At 72.9% G+C, this 22,618-nt stretch carries 15 protein-coding genes and 2 tRNA genes; 3 read left to right on the top strand and 14 right to left on the bottom strand.

Annotation, left to right across the window (positions count from 1 at the left end):
• Window positions 1–36 precede the first annotated feature (36 nt).
• Window positions 37–501, top strand: coding sequence for a PPOX class F420-dependent oxidoreductase (locus tag SCAB_RS22465; RefSeq protein ID WP_013002368.1), 465 nt, complete (start codon window positions 37–39; stop codon window positions 499–501).
• 56 nt (window positions 502–557) lie between these two features.
• Here the strand turns inward: SCAB_RS22465 and SCAB_RS22460 are convergent, their stop codons facing one another.
• The 12 genes from SCAB_RS22460 to SCAB_RS22405 all read right to left on the bottom strand — a co-directional run bounded on the left by SCAB_RS22460 (window position 558) and on the right by SCAB_RS22405 (window position 13,650).
• Entirely contained in the window at window positions 558–1,319 is a 762-nt protein-coding gene (locus SCAB_RS22460; protein ID WP_013002367.1) for a TetR/AcrR family transcriptional regulator, read from the bottom strand.
• Window positions 1,320–1,460: 141 nt separating this feature from the next.
• A complete protein-coding gene (locus SCAB_RS22455) occupies window positions 1,461–2,969 on the bottom strand; it encodes an MFS transporter (protein WP_041669483.1) in 1,509 nt (502 codons plus the stop codon).
• Between the two features lie 202 nt (window positions 2,970–3,171).
• Window positions 3,172–5,412, bottom strand: coding sequence for a mannosyltransferase YkcB-related protein (locus SCAB_RS22450; protein WP_013002365.1), 2,241 nt, complete (start codon window positions 5,410–5,412; stop codon window positions 3,172–3,174).
• A complete protein-coding gene (locus SCAB_RS22445; protein ID WP_037726270.1) occupies window positions 5,409–6,926 on the bottom strand; it encodes a bifunctional glycosyltransferase family 2/GtrA family protein in 1,518 nt (505 codons plus the stop codon). The genes SCAB_RS22450 and SCAB_RS22445 overlap by 4 nt, the downstream gene beginning before the upstream one ends.
• A gap of 26 nt (window positions 6,927–6,952) precedes the next feature.
• Window positions 6,953–8,671 carry a sensor histidine kinase gene (locus SCAB_RS22440; RefSeq protein ID WP_013002363.1) on the bottom strand — a complete coding sequence of 573 codons (1,719 nt, stop codon included), beginning with the start codon at window positions 8,669–8,671 and terminating at the stop codon, window positions 6,953–6,955.
• Complete coding sequence (locus tag SCAB_RS22435) at window positions 8,668–9,408, bottom strand: response regulator transcription factor (RefSeq protein WP_037725966.1); 741 nt, start codon at window positions 9,406–9,408, stop codon at window positions 8,668–8,670. The genes SCAB_RS22440 and SCAB_RS22435 overlap by 4 nt, the downstream gene beginning before the upstream one ends.
• Before the next feature lie 252 nt (window positions 9,409–9,660).
• Window positions 9,661–10,191 carry an antibiotic biosynthesis monooxygenase family protein gene (locus tag SCAB_RS22430; protein ID WP_106437429.1) on the bottom strand — a complete coding sequence of 177 codons (531 nt, stop codon included), beginning with the start codon at window positions 10,189–10,191 and terminating at the stop codon, window positions 9,661–9,663.
• 107 nt (window positions 10,192–10,298) lie between these two features.
• Window positions 10,299–11,189, bottom strand: a complete 891-nt coding sequence (locus SCAB_RS22425; RefSeq protein WP_013002360.1) for a DUF2797 domain-containing protein — start codon at window positions 11,187–11,189, stop codon at window positions 10,299–10,301.
• Between the two features lie 181 nt (window positions 11,190–11,370).
• Window positions 11,371–11,592, bottom strand: coding sequence for a hypothetical protein (locus tag SCAB_RS22420; protein WP_013002359.1), 222 nt, complete (start codon window positions 11,590–11,592; stop codon window positions 11,371–11,373).
• A 172-nt stretch (window positions 11,593–11,764) separates the two neighbouring features.
• On the bottom strand, window positions 11,765–13,039 hold the full coding sequence (locus SCAB_RS22415) for a M23 family metallopeptidase (protein WP_013002358.1): 1,275 nt from the start codon (window positions 13,037–13,039) through the stop codon (window positions 11,765–11,767).
• 249 nt (window positions 13,040–13,288) lie between these two features.
• A tRNA-Arg gene (locus tag SCAB_RS22410) sits at window positions 13,289–13,361 on the bottom strand.
• A gap of 198 nt (window positions 13,362–13,559) precedes the next feature.
• A tRNA-Ser gene (locus SCAB_RS22405) sits at window positions 13,560–13,650 on the bottom strand.
• A 213-nt stretch (window positions 13,651–13,863) separates the two neighbouring features.
• On the opposite strand from SCAB_RS22405, the gene SCAB_RS22400 reads away from it, so the two are divergent.
• Window positions 13,864–14,415, top strand: coding sequence for an SSI family serine proteinase inhibitor (locus tag SCAB_RS22400; RefSeq protein WP_013002357.1), 552 nt, complete (start codon window positions 13,864–13,866; stop codon window positions 14,413–14,415).
• A gap of 353 nt (window positions 14,416–14,768) precedes the next feature.
• Window positions 14,769–19,763, top strand: a complete 4,995-nt coding sequence (locus tag SCAB_RS22395; protein ID WP_013002356.1) for a hybrid sensor histidine kinase/response regulator — start codon at window positions 14,769–14,771, stop codon at window positions 19,761–19,763.
• Window positions 19,764–19,842: 79 nt separating this feature from the next.
• Here SCAB_RS22395 and SCAB_RS22390 read toward each other — a convergent pair whose 3' ends face one another.
• Both SCAB_RS22390 and SCAB_RS22385 read right to left on the bottom strand, forming a co-directional pair.
• The gene (locus tag SCAB_RS22390; RefSeq protein WP_013002355.1) at window positions 19,843–21,501 is read right to left on the bottom strand and encodes a long-chain fatty acid--CoA ligase; all 1,659 of its coding nucleotides are present in this window, start codon (window positions 21,499–21,501) and stop codon (window positions 19,843–19,845) included.
• A 261-nt stretch (window positions 21,502–21,762) separates the two neighbouring features.
• A complete protein-coding gene (locus SCAB_RS22385) occupies window positions 21,763–22,500 on the bottom strand; it encodes a SigE family RNA polymerase sigma factor (protein ID WP_374194908.1) in 738 nt (245 codons plus the stop codon).
• Window positions 22,501–22,618: the final 118 nt, after the last annotated feature.

The following is a 22,618-nucleotide window of genomic DNA, read 5'->3' as shown; positions in this document are numbered from 1 at the left end:
AGGCTCGTGAGGCGGGCGCGGCCTACGCTGGGCGCCATGGCAAGGAACATCGCGACCAACACCTCGGTCTCCCGCGAAGAGCTGCTCGACTTCGTCCGCCCCCGGCACCGGGCGCTCCTGCTCACCCGGCGGGCCGACGGCAGCCCCCAGGCATCCCCGCTGACCTGCGGCGTCGACGACGCGGGCCGGATCGTGGTCTCCACGTATCCCGAGCGGGCCAAGACGCGCAACGCCAAGCGGGACGAGCGCGTGAGCGTCGTCGTGCTGAGCGACGACTGGGACGGCCCCTGGGTCCAGATCGACGGCACGGCGGAGGTCCTCGACTCGCCGGACTCGGTCGAGCCCCTGGTGGAGTACTTCCGCAACATCTCGGGCGAGCACCCGGACTGGGACGAGTACCGGGAGGCGATGGTCAAGCAGGGCAAGTCGATCATCCGGGTCACCCCGGTGAAGTGGGGGCCGGTGGCCACCGGGGGCTTCCCGGCACGGCTGGCGCAGTAGGGCTGAGGGGCCGGGGCCTGTCGTTCGGATCACGCCGGGGCCCGCGGGCGGGTGGTTCAGCCCCTCGTCGCCATCACCTCGATGCCGGCGACGAGGGTCTCCAGGGCGTAGACGAAGTCCCGTTCGCGCATCTCCTCGACGGTGTCACCGCCGCGGGCCTCCATGAGGTCCGCGGAGTGCCGGATGACCTCGTGCGGGGCGAGGGAGTCGGACACCGCGCTCATGGCCTGGCGGAAGTACTCCTCCTGGGTCACCCCCGCGGCGGCGCAGCGCTGCACGAAGTGGCCCTCGATGGTGCCGAAGCCGTAGACGAACTGGAAGACCGCGGCGATCGCGCCGGCCTGGCCGCGCGGGGGCAGCCCGGTCAGGCCGATCACGCGCTGCACGGCGAGCGAGAAGTCGAGCGAGCGCGGGCCGATGTTGAGGAAGGTACCGGCCAGGGGTGACACCCAGGGGTGGCGGACCAGGACCGCCCGGTACTCCCCGGCCAGCGTGCGCAGTTGGCTCCGCCAGTCCTCGTCGGAGACCTCCGGGGGCAGCCGCATCTCGGCGAACGCCTGGTCGAGCGCCAGTTCCAGCAGTTCGTCCTTGGTGTCCACGTACCAGTAGACCGACATCGCCGTCACGTTCAGCTCGGCGGCCAGCCGGCGCATCGAGAACCCGCCCAGCCCCTCGGCGTCGAGCAGCCGTACGGACGCCGCGGTGATCCGCTCACGGTCCAGCCCCGACGGCTGCCCGCCCCGGCGTGCCCTGGCCGTCCCCTCCAGCCAGACACTGGCCCGCGCGGCACCTTCGGGCCGACCGGCTCCCTTCACCATGACGCACCTTCCAAGACGTTCCTCCAGTGGTGACGATGCTAGGGCCCCAAGGAACGGGGCTGTCGCGATGCGCGGCTCCGCCCCGGGGGCGCGTACGACCACGCCGGGCGCGGCGGCCGCCAGACGACGTGACTCCCCGGGCTATGCGGCGCCCACCGATCCCACCGCCCCCTTCTCCGCCCGGCGCAGCAACCCCGCCGCCACCAGCCCTCCGAGCAGCACGGCCACCGCCCCCACCAGCAGACTCGTCTCCAGCCCGGAGGAGAACGCGGCCATCACCCGGGCCCGTTCCGCGGCCGTGTCGGCCGCCCCGAGCGCGGCCGGCAGCGACACCGCGGCCACCGGGATCAGCGCCACGAAGCGGGAGTTGAGCACCGCCCCCAGTACCGCCACCCCCAGCCCGGTGCCGAACTCCGCCAGCGTGCCGTTGATCCCGGCCCCGACCCCCGCCTTGGCCGGCGGGATCGCGCTCATGATCGCGTGCGCCATCGCGGGGTTGGCCATCGCGCAGCCCACCCCGATCAGCACCAGCCCGAGCAGTGTCCAGGCGTAGCCGCCGGAGGCCGTCGTCGCGATGGAGACCAGTCCGCCGGACATCAGCACCATGCCGAGCAGGATCGACACCGGCATCCCCAGTCGGGCCGTCCACTTCGCGGACAGTCCGGAGAAGTTGAGCACGACGACGACCAGGGCGAGGGGCGCGGTCCGCAGCCCCGCCTCCCACGCGTCGTAGCCGAGCACGAACTGCAGATGCTGGGTGAGGAGGAAGAGCGCGCCGCCCATGCCGAACGTGATCAGGACCGCCCCGGCGACGGCACCCGTGAAGCGCCGGTCGCGGAAGAAGTGCGGGTCGAGCATGGGGAACGGGATGCGGCTCTCCCAGTACGCGAAGGCCGCGAGGACGAGGACGGCCACGGCGGCCGTGGCGAGCACGAGACCCGACGTCCAGCCGTGCTCGGGGCCCGAGATGATCGCGTAGACGAGAGCGGTCATCCCGATCGTCGAGAGCACCGCCCCCAGCAGGTCCGGCCGGTCCCCCAGCGGGTTCTTCGACTCCGGGACCAGGGCGATCACGGCCACCACGCCCAGCGCGGCGACCGGCAGGTTGATCAGGAAGATGGCGCCCCACCAGAAGTGGGCGAGCACGAAGCCGCCGAGGAGGGGTCCGGCGGCGAAGCCGAGGGCGTTGACCGCGGCCCAGACGCCGATCGCCCGGGGCTGCTCCTCCGGGGCGAAGATCTGCATCGCGACGGCGAGGGTCGTGGTGAGCAGCAGCGCGCCGCCGACGCCCATCCCGGCCCGCGCGGCGATCAACTGCCCGGCGGACTGGGCGAGTCCGGCCACCAGCGAACCGATACCGAACAGCACCAGCCCGGTGACCAGCATCTTCTTGCGGCCGTAGCGGTCGGCCATGCTGCCCGCGGTGAGCAGCAGTCCCGACTGCACCAGCGAGTACGCGTTGATCATCCACTGGATGTCCGAGGTGGCCGCGCCCAGTTCCTCGGTGAGGGAGGGGACCGCCACGTTCAGCACGGTGTTGTCCAGCAGCACGGTGAGCTGGGCGAGACAGATGACCCCGAGGATCAGCCAGCGCCGGGGGTGGCCTCGGGTGCCGGAGGCGGGGGCAGGGACGGTGGTGGCGGTCGGCATGCGGTACACCGTAGATCAGCTCTTATACAGCGTACAACGCGGTGTACGACGCACGCGCGCATGCGGCGGGTGGTGCTTGTTGCGGTTGCGCGGGAAGGGGCGGTGGCCCGGGGGTTCGTCCGCGCCCCCGGGCCACCGCCACGCTCACGTCACTTCTGTCTACGCCACCTCTCTACGCCACCTCTCTCCTCCGTCGCTGTCCTCACTTCACCTGCGTCAGGTCGTAGAACGTCGTGCCGTCGACCGTCACCGCCTCGAAGTTCTCCTGGACCCAGGAGCTGATCTGCGAGGAGGTGCCGTCGCCGCCGCCCATGCCGCCGCCGGAGCCGCCGCCGATGAAGTAGTGGATCCTGCCGTCCTCCACGTACTGCTTGAACTCCGCGAGGGTCGGGGACGGGTCGCTGCCGTTGAAGCCGCCGATCGCCATGACCGGGTCGCCGGTGGCGAGCTGGTAACTCGCCGCGTTCTGGGCCCCGATGGCCGCGGCGGCCCAGGTGTAGTCACCCACGTTCTTCTCCAGCAGTTCCTTGGCCTCGTCGCTGACGGAGGCGCCGTTGAGCAGGCCGCCCATGCCGCCACCGCCGCCACCGCCCGCACGGCCGCCGTCGCCGTTCCGGGTCTGGCCGTTGCCCTGGCCCTGCTGCCCGCCGCCGAAGCCGCCGGTCGGGGGTTGGCCCATCTGACCGTTGCCGTTCTGACCGCCTTGCTGGTTCTGGTTGCCCTGCTGGTTCTGGTTGCCCTGCTGGTTCTGGTTGTTCTGGCCCGGCATGCCGCCACCGCCGCCGGGACCGCCGCCCATGCCACCGCCGGGGCCGCCGCCCCGTCCGCCCTGGACGGACGGCCCGGCCGTGACGATCGACCCGGTGTGCCCCTCGCCCAGCGTGGTGAGCGTGTACGCCGTCGGCCCCGCGAGCGCGGTGACGAGGCTCAGCCCCACGACCGCCGACGCCAGCCGCCGGCCGAGCCGGCCCGCGAAGACCAGGCCGAGCGCGGCGGTCAGGCCGCCGACGAGCACGACCCACTTGAGCCAGGGCAGGTAGTCGGGGGAGCGGTTGAGCAGGACGTAACCCCAGGCCGCGGTGGCCGTCATGGCCGCCGCCATCGTGAGCGACGCCCACAGGGCGGTCCGCCGCTCCCAGAGGAGAGCCGCGCCCATACCGGTCAGCGGCGCGATGTAGGGGGCGAGGGCCACGGTGTAGTACTCGTGGAAGATGCCCTGCATGAAGCTGAAGACCACCATGGTGATCAGCAGCGCGCCGCCCCAGAGAAGGAAGGCCGCGCGCGTGGTGTCGGTGCGCTTCAGCTTCCGGGTGGCCCAGATCGCGGCGCAGAACAGGATCAGCGCGGCCGGGATCAGCCAGGAGATCTGGCCGCCGATGGAGGAGCTGAACATCCGGTCCCAGCCGGTCTCGCCCCAGTTGCCGCCACCGCCTCCGCCACCACCGCCGCCGACGCTGCCGGTCTCCTCGCCGTTGAGACGGCCGAGACCGTTGTAGCCGAAGGTGAGTTCGAGGAAGGAGTTGTTCTGCGAGCCACCGACGTACGGGCGGGAGGACGCGGGCCACAGCTCCACGATCGCGACCCACCAGCCGCCGGCGACGACCATCGCGAGCCCGGCGAGCAGCACCTGGCCGATCCGCTTCCTCAGCGGGGCGGGCGCGAGAGCGACGTACACGATCGCCAGCGGCGGCAGGATCAGGAACGCCTGCAGCGTCTTGACCAGGAAGGCGAGGCCGATGGCCACGCCCGCCCAGACCAGCCACTTCGTCCGGGCCTTCTCCAGGGCGCGCTGGGTGCAGTGGACCGCGGCGGCCATCAGCAGGGCGAGGGCCGCGTCCGGGTTGTTGAAGCGGAACATCAGCGCGGCGACCGGCGTGAGCGCGAACACCGCCATGGTGAGGAAGCCGGCCGTGGCGCCGAAGCGGCGGCGTACGGCCGCCCACAGCACTCCGGCGGTGGCGACGGCCATCAGGACCTGCGGGAACAGGATCGCGAAGGAGTTGAGGCCGAACAGCCGCACCGACAGCGCCATCGGCCAGAGCGAGGCCGGGGGCTTGTCGACGGTGATGGCGTTGCCGGAGTCCAGCGAGCCGAAGAAGAACGCCTTCCAGGACTGGCTGCCCGCCTGCACGGCCGCCGAGTAGAAGGAGTTGGCGTAGCCGGAGGCCGTGAGGTTCCAGGTGTAGAGGCCGCCGATCAGCAGCAGCGCGAGCAGGAAACCGGGGCGTGTCCAGCGGTTGTCCTCCGGCCGTCCCCGCCACAGCCGCCGGGCGAAGGGCGGCGCGGGCTCACCGGCCCCGGGGGCCGAGGGCTCACCGGCCCCGGGGGCCGAGGGCTCGGCGGGCGCCTGCGCCGCCACCGGTCCCTGCGGGGCCGTGGCCGAGGGCTCCCCGTCGGCGCCGGGATCCCCCGGCCGGCTCGTGGTCTCGAACTCCGTGGTCATCGTGCGTTCCTCGAATCCTGATCGTGCGGGCGCACCGGCCGCATCGGCATGGTCGGCTCCCCCCAGGTGGGGTCCGCGGCTTCTCCGGCGCGGAACGGGGTGGTGGTGTACGTCGGCCGGAACCGGTCCTGGCGGCCGTACGGCCCCGGCTGTCCCGGCCGTACCGTCGCCGCGGCCGCGGGGACCGGCGGGGAGGTGGGGTGAGGGACGGAGAGGGAGTGCTGTGCGGGACGGTGCGCGGCGACGACGGCCGAACCCTCCGTGGGGGCGCCGTCGCGCCGGTCCGGGAACACCCACGCCCGGAACAGCAGGAACCGCAGCACCGTCGCCGCGAGGTTCGCGGCGACCAGGACCGCCAGCTCCGTGGAGTGCGCGGGGTCGGAGGTGGCCGCGTTCAGCGCGGCGAGCGAGCCGCTGGTGAGGGCCAGTCCGATGCCGAACACCACCAGCCCCTGCGCCTGGTGCCTGATGACCCCGCCGCGGCCGCGGACGCCGAAGGTCAGCCGTCGGTTGGCGGCCGTGTTGGCGACCGCCGAGACCAGCAGGGCCAGCGCGTTGGCGGTCTGCGACCCCGAGAAGGTCCGGAAGCCGCTGTAGAGGAGCAGATAGAAGAGGGTGGAGAGGCCGCCGACGACACAGAAGCCGAGGAGCTGGCGGGCCAGGCCGCGCGGTACGTCCTGGATCTCACGGTCTCGGGGGTCGTCCCCGAAGGGCCGGGCGAGCCGGTCCAGGGCGAGGGACCCGGTGGCCAGCGCCTTCCCGACCCGCCACACCCCCAAGAGATCGTCGGTGGCGGTCCGCACGATGTGGACGGTCGAGTCCGGGTCGTCCACCCAGTCCACCGGCACCTCGTGGATCCTGAGACCGGCCCGCTCCGCGAGCACCAGCATCTCGGTGTCGAAGAACCACCCGGTGTCCTCGATCAGCGGCAGCAGCACCTGGGCGACATCCCGGCGTATCGCCTTGAACCCGCACTGCGCGTCCGAGAAGCGGGCCTGCAGCGAGCCGCGCAGGATCAGGTTGTAGGCCCGGCTGATGAACTCGCGCTTGGTGCCGCGCACCACCCGCGAGGAGCGGGCGAGCCGGGAGCCGATGGCCAGGTCGGAGTGACCGGAGATCAGCGGGGCCACCAGCGGCAGCAGCGCGTTCAGGTCGGTGGACAGATCCACGTCCATGTAGGCGAGGACCGGCGCGTCGGACGCGGACCACACCGTCCGCAGGGCCCTCCCGCGCCCCTTCTGCTCCAGCCGGAAGGACCGGACCTCCGCGAGTTCCGCCTCCAGCCGCCGCGCCACCCGCGGGGTGCCGTCCGTGGAGGCGTTGTCCGCGATCGTGATGCGGAACGCGTAGGGGAACGTGCGCGCGAGGTGCTCGTGCAGTCTGAGCACACACGGCCGGAGGTCCTTCTCCTCGTTGTAGACGGGGATCACTACGTCCAGGACAGGCGTACCGGCGTTTCCGGCCGGGAGGTGCTCCCGCGCCGGCAGGGTGCCGGGAGAAGAGTCGGTTCGCATGACCACCACATTCGCGAGCCGCTCTGTTATGCCCGTGTGCTCACACTGTGGTGCGCCTGTGAGTCCGGCTCCCGGCGTGCGGCACCGGTCAGCAGGTCGTCTCCGTCGGACTCCCCGTCGTAGCGGGCCTCGTCGAGCTGCCAGTTCGCGGCGTCGTCGAGGAGCGGCACGTCCCGGCCGAGGGCCGGCAGATGCACCGTGAACACGGTCCTGCCGGGCACGCTGTCGACGGTCACCGCGCCGCCGTGCGCGTCGGCGACGGCCTGCACGATGGCGAGGCCGAGCCCGGTGGACCCGGAGGCCCGGGACCGCGACGAGTCGCCGCGCGCGAACCGCTCGAACACGTGGGGCAGCAACTCCTCCGGAATGCCCTGTCCGTCGTCCTCGACGTCGACGCACATCCACGGCCCACGCCGCTGCACGCGCGCGGTGACGGTGGTGCCGGGGGGCGTGTGCGTACGGGCGTTCGCCAGCAGGTTGACGAGCACCTGCTGCAACCGCGCGGCGTCCGCCGACACGAGGGCGGGCACGTCCGGCAGGTCGAGCCGCCAGCTGTGGCTCCGTCCGGCGACGCGCGCGTCGCTGACGGTGTCCACGACGAGGGGGATGAGGTCGGTCTGCTCGAACTGCAGCGGCCGGCCGGCGTCGAGCCGTGCGAGCAGCAGCAGATCCTCGACCAGCATGGTCATCCGCCCGGACTCGGACTCGATCCGCCCGAGCGCGTGCCGGGTGTCGGGCCCGATCTCCTCCCGGCCGCGCCGGGTCAGCTCGGCGTAGCCGCGGATCGACGCGAGGGGCGTCCGCAGCTCGTGACTGGCGTCGGCGACGAACTGCCGTACGCGCGTCTCGCTCTCCTGGCGTGAGTGCAGGGCACCGTGGATGTGGTCGAGCATGCGGTTGAGCGCGGCGCCGACCTGGCCGACCTCGGTGTGCGGGTCGGTCTCGGAGGCGGGGACGCGTTCGTTGAGGGTGACCTCGCCGGTGTGCAGCGGCAGTTCGGAGACCCGGGTCGCGGTGGCCGCCACCTTGCGCAGCGGCCGCAGGGCGACCCCGACGAGCACGGACCCGGCGATCCCGGCGGCGACGAGCCCGGCGCCGGTGACGCTGAGTTCGACGGCGATGAGGGTGTTGAGGGTGTTGGTGACGGACTCGGTGGGCAGGCCCACGTAGAACGCGTCACCGTCGCGGTTGGTCTCGTACCGGACCAGGTAGTCGCCCCGGTCCGGGAGGCTCACGCGGTGGGCCCTGCGGTCCGTCGGGACTCCGGCGAGTGCGGCGAGGTCGGCCTTGCTCAACGTGACGGCCGTCATTTCCTGCTGGCCGGTGGTGCTGGAGCTGGCCAGCTTGCCGACGACGCCCTTGACCACGGTCCCGTCCTCCACGACGGCACCGATCGTGTACTGCGGCGAACCGCCCTTCGTGACGAACTGGAGTTTCTCGTCCGTCGTCAGGGTGAGGGTGTCGGAGTCGCCCAGCGCCCCGCCCCGCAGGGAAGCGCCCGGCCCCGGCCCCCGGGGCCCGTCGGTGCGCTTGGCGATGTCCTGGACGTTGGCCGCCAGCTGGTCGTACAGATGCTCACTCAGCGCGAACGTCGTCACCGTCCCGATGACCGAGGCCACCACCGCGATCAACGCCACCGCGGAGACGACGAGCCGCGTACGCAGCGTGCGCGGCTGCCGTCCCCGCCCTCGCCGCAGCCGCAGCCTCGGCCACGACCGCGTACGCGTCCGCCGTCGCCCGCTCACGACACCGCGGGCTTGATCAGATAGCCGGCCCCACGCCGGGTGTGGATCATCGGCTCCCGCCCGGCGTCGATCTTCCGCCGCAGGTACGAGATGTACAGCTCGACCACGTTGGCCTGGCCGCCGAAGTCGTACGACCACACCCGGTCGAGGATCTGCGCCTTGCTGAGCACACGCCGCGGATTCCGCATCAGGAACCGCAGCAGCTCGAACTCGGTGGCGGTGAGGTGGATGTTCGCCCCGGCCCTCGACACCTCGTGGCTGTCCTCGTCGAGCATGAGGTCACCGACCACGAGCACGGAGTCGGAGCGGCGGTCGGCGGCACCGGAGCGGCGGATGAGCCCGCGCAGCCGGGCGACGACCTCTTCCAGGCTGAACGGCTTGGTGACGTAGTCGTCGCCGCCGGCGGTCAGCCCGGCGATCCGGTCCTCGACCGCGTCCTTCGCCGTCAGGAAGAGCACCGGCACATCGGGCAGCTCGCGCCGCAGCCGCCCGAGAACGGTCAGCCCGTCCATGTCGGGCAGCATCATGTCGAGGACGACGGCGTCGGGCCGGAAGTCCCGGGCGGTCTGCAGGGCGCCCGTGCCGTCCCCGGCACTCCGGATCTGCCAGCCCTCGTAGCGCAGGGCCATGGACAGCAGTTCGGTGATCGACAGCTCGTCGTCCACCACAAGCACGCGGACGGGGCTCCCGTCCGGCCTCAGCAGTTCGGTGCGCCCCTGGGGCGAGGTCGTGGTCATGCTGGACACCTTGTCGGTGCCCCCTGAGAACGCCCTTTCCGGAACCTGTGATTTTTCTGAGAAACGCACAGGTACCTCTCAGGCAACCCCTGGGAAGATCCCCGGCCTCTCGGACACCGCCCCCGCCGACCAGCGCTTTCGCGATCGTCCCCACGGCGTTCTCCCGGCCGCCGCACCGCGGGCCCACAGCTCCGCGAGCGCGGGGACGCGCCCCCGCGCCCCCGCCTTGACCCCGCTCCTACGCAAGCGCCGTCATGCTTCGCGCCCCTCCGCGCCGCTGCCCCTGCCTTCGCCCCCGCGCCTGCCCTCGCCCCGGTCGGCCCCTCGCACGAAGCTGTGACTCCGCTCGACCTTGGCGACGTGCAGGGTGTAGTTCTCGTACCACTCGGCCCTCCCCCGTTCCTGCGCCGCCAGGTGCTCGACGTCGGTCCGCCACCGCTCGATGGCTTCGGCGTCCCGGAAGTACCCCACCGTGATCGCCGGCCCGCCGGGCCGCCACGCCTGGTCCATCCCGAGGAACCCGGGCACCCCCTTCACCAGCTCCTCCATCCGCTCGGCGGTCTCCGCGTACCCGCTCTGGTCCCGGGTCCGTGTGGAGGTGAAGACAACCGCGTAGTAGGGGGGTTCATGGGCAGGGACCGGCGCGACGACGGACGGGTCGCGGAGCGCGTCGCCAGGTACGTCGTCGAGTGTGTTCTCGGCCGTGCCGGCAGGTGTGCCGGCCGAGGCGTCGGCAGGTACATCGGCAGGTACGTCGGCAGGTGCTGTCCGCTGATCATCCATGGCCTCACTGTCGGGCCGGGCCACGAGCGACGTCCACTCACTTTCCGAACGGGATCCAAAGGGGATCACACTCTTTGCCCTCACCGCCGCGAGCCGAGCCGCCGCGTTCAGAACAGCCCGTCCTGAACGCCGCCCCCGTCCCTCCCGCTGCCCGACTCCCTCACGGGCACGGTGACGGCGTCACGGGCCTCGTGGCCGCCCGGCGCGGTCAGTTCCCACCCCGTCATGAGCCGGGTGTCGAGGACGACGACGCCCCGGCCGGTGGCCAGATGCAGATCGGGCCCGGCGACGGCGAGCACCCCGCCGCCCACGACCCCGCCCGCGACCAGCTCCCTCACCACACCGTCCGCGGCCGGCAGCCCGTCGAGCCCGAACACCCCGAAGTGATCGACCGCCCGGAACGGCACGGGCTCCAGCGACTCGGGCCACCCCGCGAGCCCCAGCGCGCGCCCGTGCAGCACGGCCAACTCGCGGACGCGCTCCCCGGCGCCCGGCAGACGTGCCCGTACGACCCTCTTCTCGGCGTACGGAATCCGGTCCGGCACCCCGAGCGCGGCCCGCAGCACCTCCTCCGCCCGCCGCGCGGCCATCAGCGGCCCCCGCCCGAGCCATGCGAAGGAGACCGCGCCCTGCTCCAGCAGCCGGGCCGAGCCCCGCTCGACGGCGGTGATCCCGACCTTCACCCTGCCGGGCCCGAACCACGCGAGGTACACGTGATACGGCCGCGGATCATCGGCGATCGTGTCGGCGGCCACGGAATGCGCCCGGTCGAGCCGCGCGCACTCCTCGCACCGGGCCCCGGTACTGCGCCCGGAGACCCCGGCCCGCAGCGGACACGGGTTTCCCCTGGCCCCGACGCACGTCCGCCGCCCCTCGGCCACGACGGCGAAGGCCATCGCCTTCCCTTGCGGCAGGGGACTCACGCGCCCGCCGGTCCACGCCAGCAGCGGCCCGTCCGCGCCCCACCGCAGACCCGTACATCTCCACACGCGTGCCATCCCTCACGACCCTAGAGGGCACCACTGACAGCGCCTCCGCCCGGCCGGGCGGGACGGGGACGGACAGCGTGGTGAGGCAGAACGGCACGGCGGGACGCGCTCCCCACGGAGCGCAACCTGCCGCCGCTTCAGAGCCCGGCCCCGACCCGGGCCCGGCCCTGGTTTCCGTCTGTGTCTCGGACTACAGCTTGCTCATCTTGGTGTACGGGCTGAGGATCCGCTGTCGCGCGGACCCGAAATCGACGAGTGCGGCGATGCCGTCCTCGATGCCGATCACCCGGCCGAGGCCGTACATGTCGTGTGTGACCTGGTCGCCCACCGCGAAGTGCTTGGGCGGCGGGGCGACCGGGGCCTTGAAGGGACTGGTGGGCAAATAGCGCTTCGGTGCACCTGGCTTTGTCATCTCGACCAGTATGCGCCCACGCGTATCCGCCAGTCCGCTCTCTTCCGCCTCCGGCCCCTCTCCCGACACGCTCCACCAGTGGTCTCGTGGTGATCGCCGCCGCACGAACCCGGTGGTCAGGGCCTGGTGGCCAGAACCCGGTGGTCAGAATCACGCGGTCGGAACCCGGCGGTCAGAACTTCAGCACCTCACGGTCGAGCGGATACCGCGCACGGTGCGGGCCGTCGTACGGCGAGGGCGTGATCGGCAGGACGCCGGTCGGCTGCAGACCGAGGTTGTCGTCCCAGATCCGGGGCTCGACCTGCCCGACGACGCGGAACTGCCGGAACGTGAACGGCGGGCTGTCGGTCGGGAAGAACTCGGGGGTGGTCATCACCTGGAAGTGCAGGTGCGGGGTGGTCGAGTTGCCGCTGTTGCCGATCAGCCCGAGGACCTGGCCGGATGTGACCCGGTCGCCCTCCCGGACCCGGAGCGAGCCGGGTGTCAGGTGGGCGTAGAGCAGATAGCGGCCCGGCGCGACCTCCACGGTGACGTGGTTGCCGACCGTGTCCCCGATCGGCGGGATGGGCGGTGTCTCGGGCGGCGTGTTGTCCGGGATTCCGTCCTGGACCTCCACCACGGTGCCGCCGAGCGAGGCCACGACCGGCTGACGGTAGCTCAGGTAACTGGAGAGCCGCGCGGGGTCGCCCTCCCAGGTCTGCCCCTGCCTGCCGACCCGGTACCAGTCGATCGCGAAGCGCTGCGGCACGTAGAAGCGGCCGTTGATCGGAGCGAGGCCGCGCCGGTGGTGGGTGTTGCCGCAGCAGGACTCGCTGGAGTACCAGGTGCCGGGGCGGACCGGCGGTCCCAGGTTCAACGGCGGTCTGTGGGCGGTCCGGGTGAGCTGCACCGTCTCCTCGAAGGCGAAGGTGCCGGAGGGCGCCAGGACGGCACCCTCAAGATGGTGTTCGAGGACCTTGGGCACCCGCTCACCGCGGTCGAGGACCAGGTCGAGCCAGATGATCCACTGCTGGGAGCCCTGGATGACGGTCGGCGTCGGCCCCGGAGGCGCCGGGGTGTACGCGTCGGCACCCGGCAGCGGGTCGCCCACCGGGTTGGCGGCGTCGGCCAGCGCCTGACCGCTCAGCGAGCCGACGACCCGGTGCGTGCGGGCGTCGCGGACCTCGACGCGGTCGAGCCGCAGCGGCGTGCTGCTGGGCAGGGAACTCGTGGTGAGCAGTTCGTACGAGAGGTGCGTCCTGTCGTCCGTGGCGACGAACGGCGCCGGTTCGGTCAGCACCGCCGCCGTCAACGGCGTGAACTGTGCGCCGGGCGCCGCGGTGGCCGCAGCGCTTCCGTGCCCCTGTCCCGTCGAGGCCACCAGCAGGCCGGCCGTGAGCACGGCGGCGGCGAGCCCGCGCAGAAGCGGGCGGCGGCCGGTGCGGTTGCGAGGGTCGCGCTCTGACATCGCGCTCTCTCATTCGTCGGACCCGGGGCCGCGAACGACACCGGCACGCCCCACGCCGAGGCACGGGCCCATGTAATCCGCCGCTGCGCCGCTCCGGGCGGAGGCCGCCGGGGTCAGGCGCCGAACTGCACCCGTCCAGCCGCATCGCCCACCGCGTACGCGCATCCCGGCAGCTTCGTGAGGTCCGCTGCTGCCGCACGTCCGGACAACGCAAGAGGCCCCGGATCTCTCCGGGGCCTCTCACCTGTGTGCACTCGGCAGGATTCGAACCTGCAACCTTCTGATCCGTAGTCAGATGCTCTATCCGTTAAGCTACGAGTGCTTGTTCTGTTTTCTGCCGTTCCTGGTCCTTTCGGCCCGCTCGCGGCGACAGGAAGAACATTACATGACTGCCGTCGCCATGTGAAATCCGTTTCCCCTACCCCTTGCGACCTGGGAAAACGACCTGTTCGGCGGTCTTGGGCCGAGGGCGGGAACGACGAAGCCCCGGTCCGATGGACCGGGGCTTCGTGATCAAGCGCGGAGGCGGAGGGATTTGAACCCTCGATGGGATTGAAGTCCCAAACCGCATTAGCAGTGCGGCGCCATAGACCGGACTAGGCGACGCCTCCAGCACAACCGCCCGCGCGAGCGCGAATGGTGCGTGCAGATGATGACACAGCCTGGTGGGCTGTCACCAATCGCCTCCCACGGTACTAGGCGGAGAGGCCGCAGGGCAAAGCAGTAGGGCACGTCGGGAGTGGTGCGGAGGGCCGGCCGCGACGGGTGGGGACGAGGGGTGGCACCGCACGCAACCGTGGGGCGGGCGTGGCGTTAGTCAGGTCATGTCGCAGAGTCCTCCCGCCGTCGCCCGCCCGCTCCCTCCCACCGCGTCGCCCAGCCGCCCCGCCCGCCCCGCCACACTGGGCCGACTGCTCCTCGGCGCCGCCGCCTCGCTGGCCGCGGCGGCCGCCGGCACCCTCGCGCCGGTGGCGCCGGACGCGTACGCCGCCGAGTCGGTGTCGCGAACGCCGCTGCCCCTGCCCTCGCTCACCGGCGCCCTCGACTCCGCGGACCGGTTGACCGTCACCGTCCGGGAGGCCGGCGGCAGGGCGGACGGAACGTTCGTCCTGCGGTGTCATCCGCAGGGCGGCAGTCACCCGGACGCGAGCGGGGCGTGCGGACGACTCGACCGGCGCACGGTGTGGGGGACGGATCCCTTCGCGCCGGCGGGGTCCCAGGGCATGTGCACGATGCAGTACGGCGGGCCAGCCACCGCCCATGTCACCGGGACCTGGGCCGGACGCCGCGTCGACGCGACGTTCGACCGCAGGAACGGCTGCGAGATCGCCCGCTGGGACGCGCTCGTGCCCGTACTGCCGGACCTCCGCGCCTAGGGAGACGCGAGGAAGACGGAGAAGGAAGAGAGAGGAGAGGGCGGAGAGAAGGGGAGAAGGGGAGAAGGGAATCGGCCACCCGGTGGGCGGGGGCGGCGGGCCGTTCGACAGCCGCGCGCAGCCCGTACATATGTGCCGCCGACAAGGTCCCCCGGCAAAACACACGGTCACGGCATCCCCGTCCGCACAGTCACCGCATCTCCAGATGTTCGGTGTGCGACCTCCCTCTCATCCGGCGTCGCGAGCGCAACCTCTGCCCGTAGACTCCCTCGCGTGACACGTTGCGGGCCGGTTGGCAAGATGGCCACGGGCCCAGCGGTCGGCAAGATGCGGTAACAGGGAGGAAGCGTCTCGTGAGCAGCAGGCCATCCCGAGGCGCTGCTCGCCTCGCAGCCATACTGGACGCGCTGCCCGACGCGTTGGTGCTGGTCAACGCCAATGGGACCGTCGTCAACGCCAACACGATCGCGCTCGAGGCCTTCGAGACCCCCGGGACCGCGTTGGTCGGACGCGGTCTGCTGGACCTGCTCCCCGAGTTCGACTCCCGGCTCATCCCGGGCTCCATGCGGCGCCCCGACACCATGGACCCGACCGGGCGGACCAAGCCGACCCGGATGACCGCCCGCCGGACCGACGGCAGCGAGTTCCCGGTCGAGGTCACATCCGCGAATCTGGAGAACGGCCAGCAGGCGTACGACGGTTACGGCTACACCAACGACGAGCTGCTCATGCTGGTCGTACGGGATCTTTCGGGCACCGTCGACACCGAGGCCGAACTCGCGCGTTCGCAACGGCAGACCGAGATGATCCTGCGGGCCGCGTCCGAGGGCGTGGTCGGGACGGACACGGACGGGCGGATCGTTCTCGTCAATCCGGCCGCCGCGCAGATACTGGGTTACCGGGCCAGTGACCTCGGCGGACGCGAGCTGCACACGCTCGTGCTGCACTCCCGCGAGGACGGCGCCCCCTTCCCGTACGGCGAGTCGCCGCTCGCGGACACCCTGCGGTCCGGGCGCAAGCACCGGGTGCGCGGGCAGGTGCTGTGGTCGAAGAACGGCGAGAAGGTGTCGGTCGACCTGACGACCGCGCCGGTGCGTGACGGGGACCAGCTCGTCGGCGCGGTGATGACGTTCACCGACCGGCGGCCGTACGACAAGCTCGCCGAGGAGAAGGACTCCGAGGCCGAGACGCACGCGGAGGAGCTGGAGCGGCTCGCCAAGGAGCACGCCGAGGAACTGGCGGGCGTCCGGGAGGAGCACGCCGCCGAACTGGCCGAGCTGAGCGAGCAGCACGCCGAGGAACTCGCCGCCGGCGACGAGCGGTACGCGGCGCTCGGCGAGCGTGAGAAGGACCGCTACGAGGCGCTGGCCGCGCGGCACGAGCAGCTGCTCGCCGTGCTGGGCACCTCGCTGCGCGGTCCGCTGGACCAGCTCCGCAGCGAGCTGGGCACACTCGCCGCCGACGACGCCGGGCAGCTGTGGCCCGAGGCCAACCAGGTGCTGCACCACCTGACCGCCGGGTACTCGCGGATCACGACCCTCATCGACAACGTGCTCGGCTACCAGCGGATCGACGCGGGCGAGGACGGCCTCGTCCGTACGGCCGTGATGCTGGACGCGGTCGTCGCGGCCGGTGTCGACGGGGCCGTGGAGCTGATCGGGCCGGGGCGGGTGCAGTTCGCCGTGCACGCGCCGCCCATCGAGGCCGAGGTGGACCAGGTGCGGCTCGCGACCGCGCTCGCGCACCTCGTCGCCGATGTGGCCGGTGTGGACGCGACGGGCAACACGCCCGTGTCCGCCGGCGGGTACATGGACAACACCGTGGTGGTCGCGGCCGCGCAGCGCGGTGAGGTCGTCCGTATCGAGGTGCGCGGGCCGTACGCCGGGGGAGACCCGGTGCACCAGCCGATCGTCCGGGGAATCGTCCGGGCGCACGGCGGTGTGCTGCAGACGGTCGAGGTGCCGGGGATGAGCGGCAGCGCGTATGTGCTGGAGGTGCCGCTCGGGGGCGGCGCCGGGGCCGTGCCCGCCGCCCCGTTGCCCGCGGTGGTGGGCGCCGAGGTCGCTTCCGGTGCCCCCGCGGGCGGCGCCGAGGTCGCCCTGCCCGAGCAGGCCGCCGCCGGTGGCGGGCGCAGGCGGGCGCGGCGGTCGTCGGTGGACGCCTTCCTGGAGAGCGAGGACGCCCCCGAGGCCGGAGGGCCCGAGGCCGCCGTCGCCCCCACCGGGCGGCGCAGGCGCAGGGCCGAGGACGCGGCGGTCGCGATCGCCGCGGCCGGTGCGGCTGACGGGGGCGCTGAGGGGCTCGGTGTCACCGCACAACCCGTGGCCGCCGAGGGCGCGGTCGTCACGGCGGCCGAGCACGCGGCGGGAGCCGCTGCCGCCGCCAGCGGACTGGGGGGAACGGTGCCGCCGCAGGGTGTGCCCGCGCCCGGCGGGCGGCGCGCGCGCCGGGAGCCCGCCGCCGCGCAGAACGCCCTGCCGCCGGCCGCGCTGCCCGCGGGGCAGAGCACCGGCAGTGAGGTGAGCGTCGCCGACGCGGGTTCCCGTCCCGGTACCGCCGGCTCCGATGCCGCTGACGCGGGGGGCGCTCAGCAGCCCACCGGGCGCCGGCGTCGGGCTCTGGCCAGTGCGGAGGAGCGTGCCGCCGCGCCCGAGCCGGGCGCGCGTGCCGTCTTCGCGCTGCCGCCGGCCGAGGCCGACCGGGGACCCGAGTACGCGCAGGCGGCCGGGCTCGGTCCGGTACCTCTGCCCGCCGGGGCGGGTGCGCCCGGCGCGCCGATGCCCATGCCGATGCCGCTGCCGCTGCCCGCCGGCACCACCGCGCCCGTGCAGGGCGAGGGTGCTCCGGGCGTGGGCGTCGCGGGCGGCCAGGCGACCCCGGCCGCTGCGGGGCAGCCTGCGCCCGGTGGACAGCCGGTTCCCGCCGCCGGACTCGTACCGGCGGGCGTGCCCGTACAGGCCGGGGGAGTCGCGGGGCCGGGTGTGGGTCAGGTCCCGGGTATGGGTCAGGTCCCGGGTACGCCCGGCGTGGCGCAGGTACCCGGCGTGGCACAGGGCCCCGTCGCGGGTCAGGGCGCGGGCGTGCCCGCCGGTGGTGTCGACGACGGCCGTCATGACGCCGCCCCGCACCAGGCGGCCGACGACCACACCCCGCCGCAACCGCACCCGATCCCCACACCGACCGGCCGTCGCCGAGCGGTCCGGCAGGCCGCTCCCCAGCAGGGTGACGGCGTGGCCATGACGGCTCCCGCACCCGGGGTGCCGGTCCAGGGTGCCCCGGCGCAGGGGATTCCTCCGCAGAGCGGCCCGGCGCAGCAGGTGCCCGCCCAGGGCGTGGCGCCGGTCGTCGCGCAGCCTGTCGCCGCGCAGCCCGCCCTCGCCCAGAACATCCCGAACGTCCCGAACATCCAGGGCGCCCCGCAGCCCGTACCCCTGCAGGGCGTGCAGGCCGTCCCGCAGCAGGTGCCCGGTCAGGGCGTCGCCGCTGCTCCCGGACAGCCCGTCGCTCCGCAGGGCGTACCGGGGAGCGCGGCCCAGGCGGCCGTGGGACAGGCTCTCGCCGCCCGGGCGGTCGGCGGTCAGGCCCCTGCCGGCCAGGCCGCCCCCGGACAACCGGGCGTCGGACAGCCCGCCCCCGCGCAGGGCACCGTCCCGCCGCGGCAAGAGGTCCCCGGGGCGCAGCCGGCTCAGGGCGTCGCCCAGCCCGTGCCCGCGGCAGGCGTGCCCGGCGCCCAGCAGGCCGTCCCCGCTCAGGGCGCGGCTCCCGGCACGCCCCAGCCGCAGTCCTGGCCCGACGCCCGCCACGAGACCTCCGGCGTCGGCATCCCCGTCGCCGCTCCGCAGGCGCCGCTGCCCCCGCAGTCCACCCCCTCCTCGGGCACCCCGCTGCCGCCGGAGGTGGCCGTACAACAGCCGCGCGCCGCACAGCCGTTGCCCGCCGAAGCCATGGCCCCGGCTCCGGCTCCGGCTCCGGCTCCGACTCCAGCTCAGGCGCAGCGACAGGCACAGGCCCAAGCCCCGGCCCCGGCCACTCCGGCGGCACCGGCACCGGCCCCTGCCGCCGCTCCCCTCGACTCCAACTCCACCCATGGACGGGCGATCAGCGTACGGACGCTCGGCCAAGGCGTCCCGTTCTCCCGCCAGGGCGGCCCGCAGGCACAGGCGCAGGCGCAGGGCGGAGCCACGCCCACTCCCCACCAGCCCGGTGGGTCGGGCCGTCGCCGCAAGCTGGGGACCCCACCGCAGCCGACCGGCGACCGCCCCGAGACCGCCGCGCGCCCGCACCCGCAGTCCAGCCCGACGAACGGCACCGGTTTCCGCATCGGCACCGGCCAGGCGCCGCCCCCGGCCCAGCCGCAGCAGGCCGCCGCACAGGTGTCCCAGCCGTCGCTCGCCGGGCAGGTCCCGCTGCCCCCGCAGCCCTCCCTCGCCGGCCAGGTCCCGCTGCCGCAGCAGCCGTCCCTCGCCGGGCAGTCCCGGCTGACGGGCCGTACGGAGGGTGCCGGACGGTCGTACGCCATAGGGGCGCCCGACGAGAACGCGGACGAAGGTCCCGAGCCGCTCGACGGGCCCGGCGGTGCGGTGGAGGTCCCCGACCGTCCGCATCCGCAGCCGATGGACGACGAGTTGCCGCCGGAGCCGCTGGACAACCCACGGCGGCTGCTGGTGTGGCCCGCGCCGGACGCGGCGACCCACCAGGCACTGAGCGACCGCGGCTACCGGCCCGTGATCGTGAACTCCCGCGAGGACGTGGACGCCCAGATCGCCGCCTACCCGGCCGCCCTGTTCGTCGACCCGCTGACCGGGCCCATCACGCGCACGGCACTGCAGTCCCTGCGCCAGGCCGCCGTGGCCGCCGAGGTCCCCGTACTCGTGACGGCGGGGCTCGGCCAGGCGACACGGGAGGCGGCGTACGGTGCCGACCCGGCCGTACTGCTGAAGGCGCTGGCGCCACGCGACTCCGAGCAGCATCCGCCGCGCGTCCTGCTCATCGAGGAGCACGCGGAGATCGCGCTCGCCCTCACCGCGACGCTGGAGCGGCGTGGCATGCAGGTCGCGCGGGCCGCGTCCGACGCGGATGCCGTCACGCTGGCCGCGCAGATGCGACCCAACCTGGTGGTGATGGACCTGCTGCAGGTGCACCGCCGCCAGGCCGGAATCATCGACTGGCTGCGGACGAACGGCCAGCTGAACCGCACGCCGCTCGTCGTCTACACCGCCGCCGTCGACCCGTCCGAACTCCCGCGCCTGGCCTCGGGGGAGACGGTCCTGTTCCTCGCGGAACGCTCGACGAGCACGGACGTGCAGACCCGGATCGTGGACCTGCTGGCACGAGTCGGCACGAACTGAGCCCGTGTACGGCGGTGGGGCGGTGTTTCACGTGAAACACCGCCCCACCGCCGTTTAGGTCCCTCAGATCCGTCGAGGTCTAGATCTGGGTCACGTCCAGCGAGCCCTCCGCGTACTGCCTGCGCAGCACCTTCTTGTCGAACTTGCCGACGCTCGTCTTCGGCACCGACTCGATGATCGTCCAGCGCTCCGGCAGCTGCCACTTGGCGATGTGGCCCTCGTCGGCGAGGAAGGCGCGGAGGGCGGCGAAGTCGGTGGTGGAGCCTTCCTTCAGCACGACCGTGGCGAGGGGGCGTTCACCCCACTTGTCGTCCGGTACGGCGACGACGGCGGCCTCGGCGACGTCCGGGTGGGCCATGAGGGCGTTCTCCAGCTCGACGGAGGAGATCCACTCGCCGCCGGACTTGATGACGTCCTTGGCCCGGTCGGTGAGGGTGAGGAAGCCGTCGGGGCTGATCGTGCCGACGTCACCCGTCTTCAGCCAGCCGTCCTCGCTGAACTTGTCGTCGGGACGGACGGGCTCGGCGCCCTGGCCGCCGTAGTACGCGCCCGCGATCCAGGGGCCGCGCACCTCCAGCTCACCGGCGGACTCCCCGTCCCAGGGCAGGCGTTCGCCGTCGGGGCCGGTGAGACGGGCCTCGACGGAGGCGGGGAAGCGGCCCTGGGTGAGGCGGTACGCGAGCTCCTCCTCCGAGTCGGCCTCGACGTGGGCCGGCGGCCGGGCGATCGTGCCGAGCGGCGAGGTCTCCGTCATGCCCCAGGCGTGGCAGACGCGCATGCCCAGCTTGTCGAAGGCTTCCATGAGGGCGGGCGGGCAGGCCGAGCCGCCGATGGTGACCTGGTTGAGCGAGGAGACCTCGCGCGGGCGGGCGGTCAGCTCCGCGAGCAGGCCCTGCCAGATGGTGGGGACGGCGGCGGCGTGCGACGGCTTCAGCGTCTCGATCATCTCGGCGAGCGGACCGGGCTGCAGGAACCGGTCCGGCATCAGCAGGTTGACGCCCGTCATGAAGGTCGCGTGCGGCAGGCCCCAGGCGTTCACATGGAACTGCGGGACGACGACGAGCGAGAGGTCCGCGTCCGTGAGCCCCATGGACTGGGCCATGTTGACCTGCATGGAGTGCAGGTAGATCGAACGGTGGGAGTAGACGACGCCCTTGGGGTCGCCGGTGGTGCCGGAGGTGTAGCACATGGCGGCGGCCGAGCGCTCGTCCAGCTCGGGCCAGTCGTACGTGGTCGGCTTGCCGGCGATCAGGTCCTCGTACTCGTGGACCTGGACGCTCGCTCCGGCGAGCAGCGACCGGTCGCCGGGACCGGCGACGACGACGTGCTCCACCGGCTTGAGGTGCGGGAGGAGCGGCGCGAGCAGGGGCAGCAGCGAACCGTTGGCGATGATCACGCGGTCGGCGGCGTGGTTGACGATCCAGGCGAGCTGCTCGGGGGGCAGCCGCAGGTTGAGGGTGTGGAGCACCGCGCCCATGGAGGGGATCGCGAAGTACGCCTCCACGTGTTCCGAGTTGTTCCACATCAGGGTCGCGACCCGCTCGTCGCCCTCGACTCCGAGGTCCTCGCGCAGGGCGTGGGCCAACTGCGCGGTGCGGGCGCCGATCTCGGCGTAGGAGCGGCGTTCCGGCTCCCCCTCACCGGTCCATGTGATCACCTGCGACGTCCCGTGGATGACCTGCCCGTGGGTCAGGATCCTGGAGATCAACAGCGGTACGTCCTGCATGGTGCTCAGCACGGCGTCCTCCCGGGGCGGCTCTGCCTACGCGGTGGTAACGGTTGCGCTGATTCTGCTCACATACCGAGCGGTATGTCACTAGGGGGCAAGATGATCGATCAGACGGAGTGACCCGTCGAGCCCGAGTTCGAGCCCGGTGCGGGACCGGGTCGGGCCCGGATGCGCGTCGAGCCGTCCAGGTCCACAGCCATAGCCATAGCCACCGCCACCGCCACCAGGCGTCCGGCTTCGGGCCGGTACCCGACAGGACCAACGAACGACTCAGCGCACGGGTTCCAGTTCGGGATCCTCACGCAGCTTGCCCAGCGCGCGCGAGACCGCCGACTTCACCGTACCGACCGAGACACCGAGGACCTCGGCCGTCTGTACCTCGCTCAGGTCCTCGTAGTACCTGAGGACGACCATGGCCCGCTGCCGCACCGGCAGCTTCATGATCGCCCGCCACATCGCGTCGTGCAGGGCCTGCTGCTCGGCCGGGTCGGCGGCCTGGGTCCCCTCCGGCTCCGGCAGTTCGTCGCACGCGAACTCGTCCACTTTCCGCTTGCGCCACTGGGAGGTGCGCGTGTTCAGCAGCGCCCGGCGCACATAGCCGTCGAGGGCCCGGTGGTCCTCGATGCGCTCCCAGGCGACGTACGTCTTGGCCAGCGCGGTCTGCAGCAGGTCCTCGGCGTCGCACGGGTTCGCGGTGAGCGAGCGTGCGGTCCGCAGGAGCACCGGCTGGCGGGCCTTCACGTACGCCGAGAACGACGGGTAGGACGCGTACGACGGCGAGTGCGGCAGGTTCGTCAGGCCAGGCAGGGCCGACCGCGCCGACGCCGACCGGACGGCCCCGGCGGACCGGCCCGCGGCCGGACGGGCCGCCGTCGCCGGGCGGGGGGCCGCTGACGAGCGGGGGGCCGCCGTCGGCCGGGCTGCCGCAGTCGATCGGGCCGGGGTCGACAGGGTCCGCGGCCCTGGTACGGCGGCCGTCGAAGCGCTGGTGCAGACGGGTATGGTCATGGCTCCACGCTAGGAGCGGGCCACGCCCGGCGGATCGGCCGCAGGTCCCGAAGCCGAATCCCTCTCAGGTTGTAGAAGTGGGGCAGACCTCACCTACTGGAGGTGGATGAGCAGCCCC

Origin of the sequence: Streptomyces scabiei 87.22, assembly GCF_000091305.1 — a bacterium.
In the GTDB taxonomy this organism is placed as follows: Bacteria; Actinomycetota; Actinomycetes; order Streptomycetales; family Streptomycetaceae; genus Streptomyces; species Streptomyces scabiei.
The sequence above is the reverse complement of the archived record's forward strand: the minus strand, read 5'-3'. Positions and strand labels throughout refer to the sequence as shown.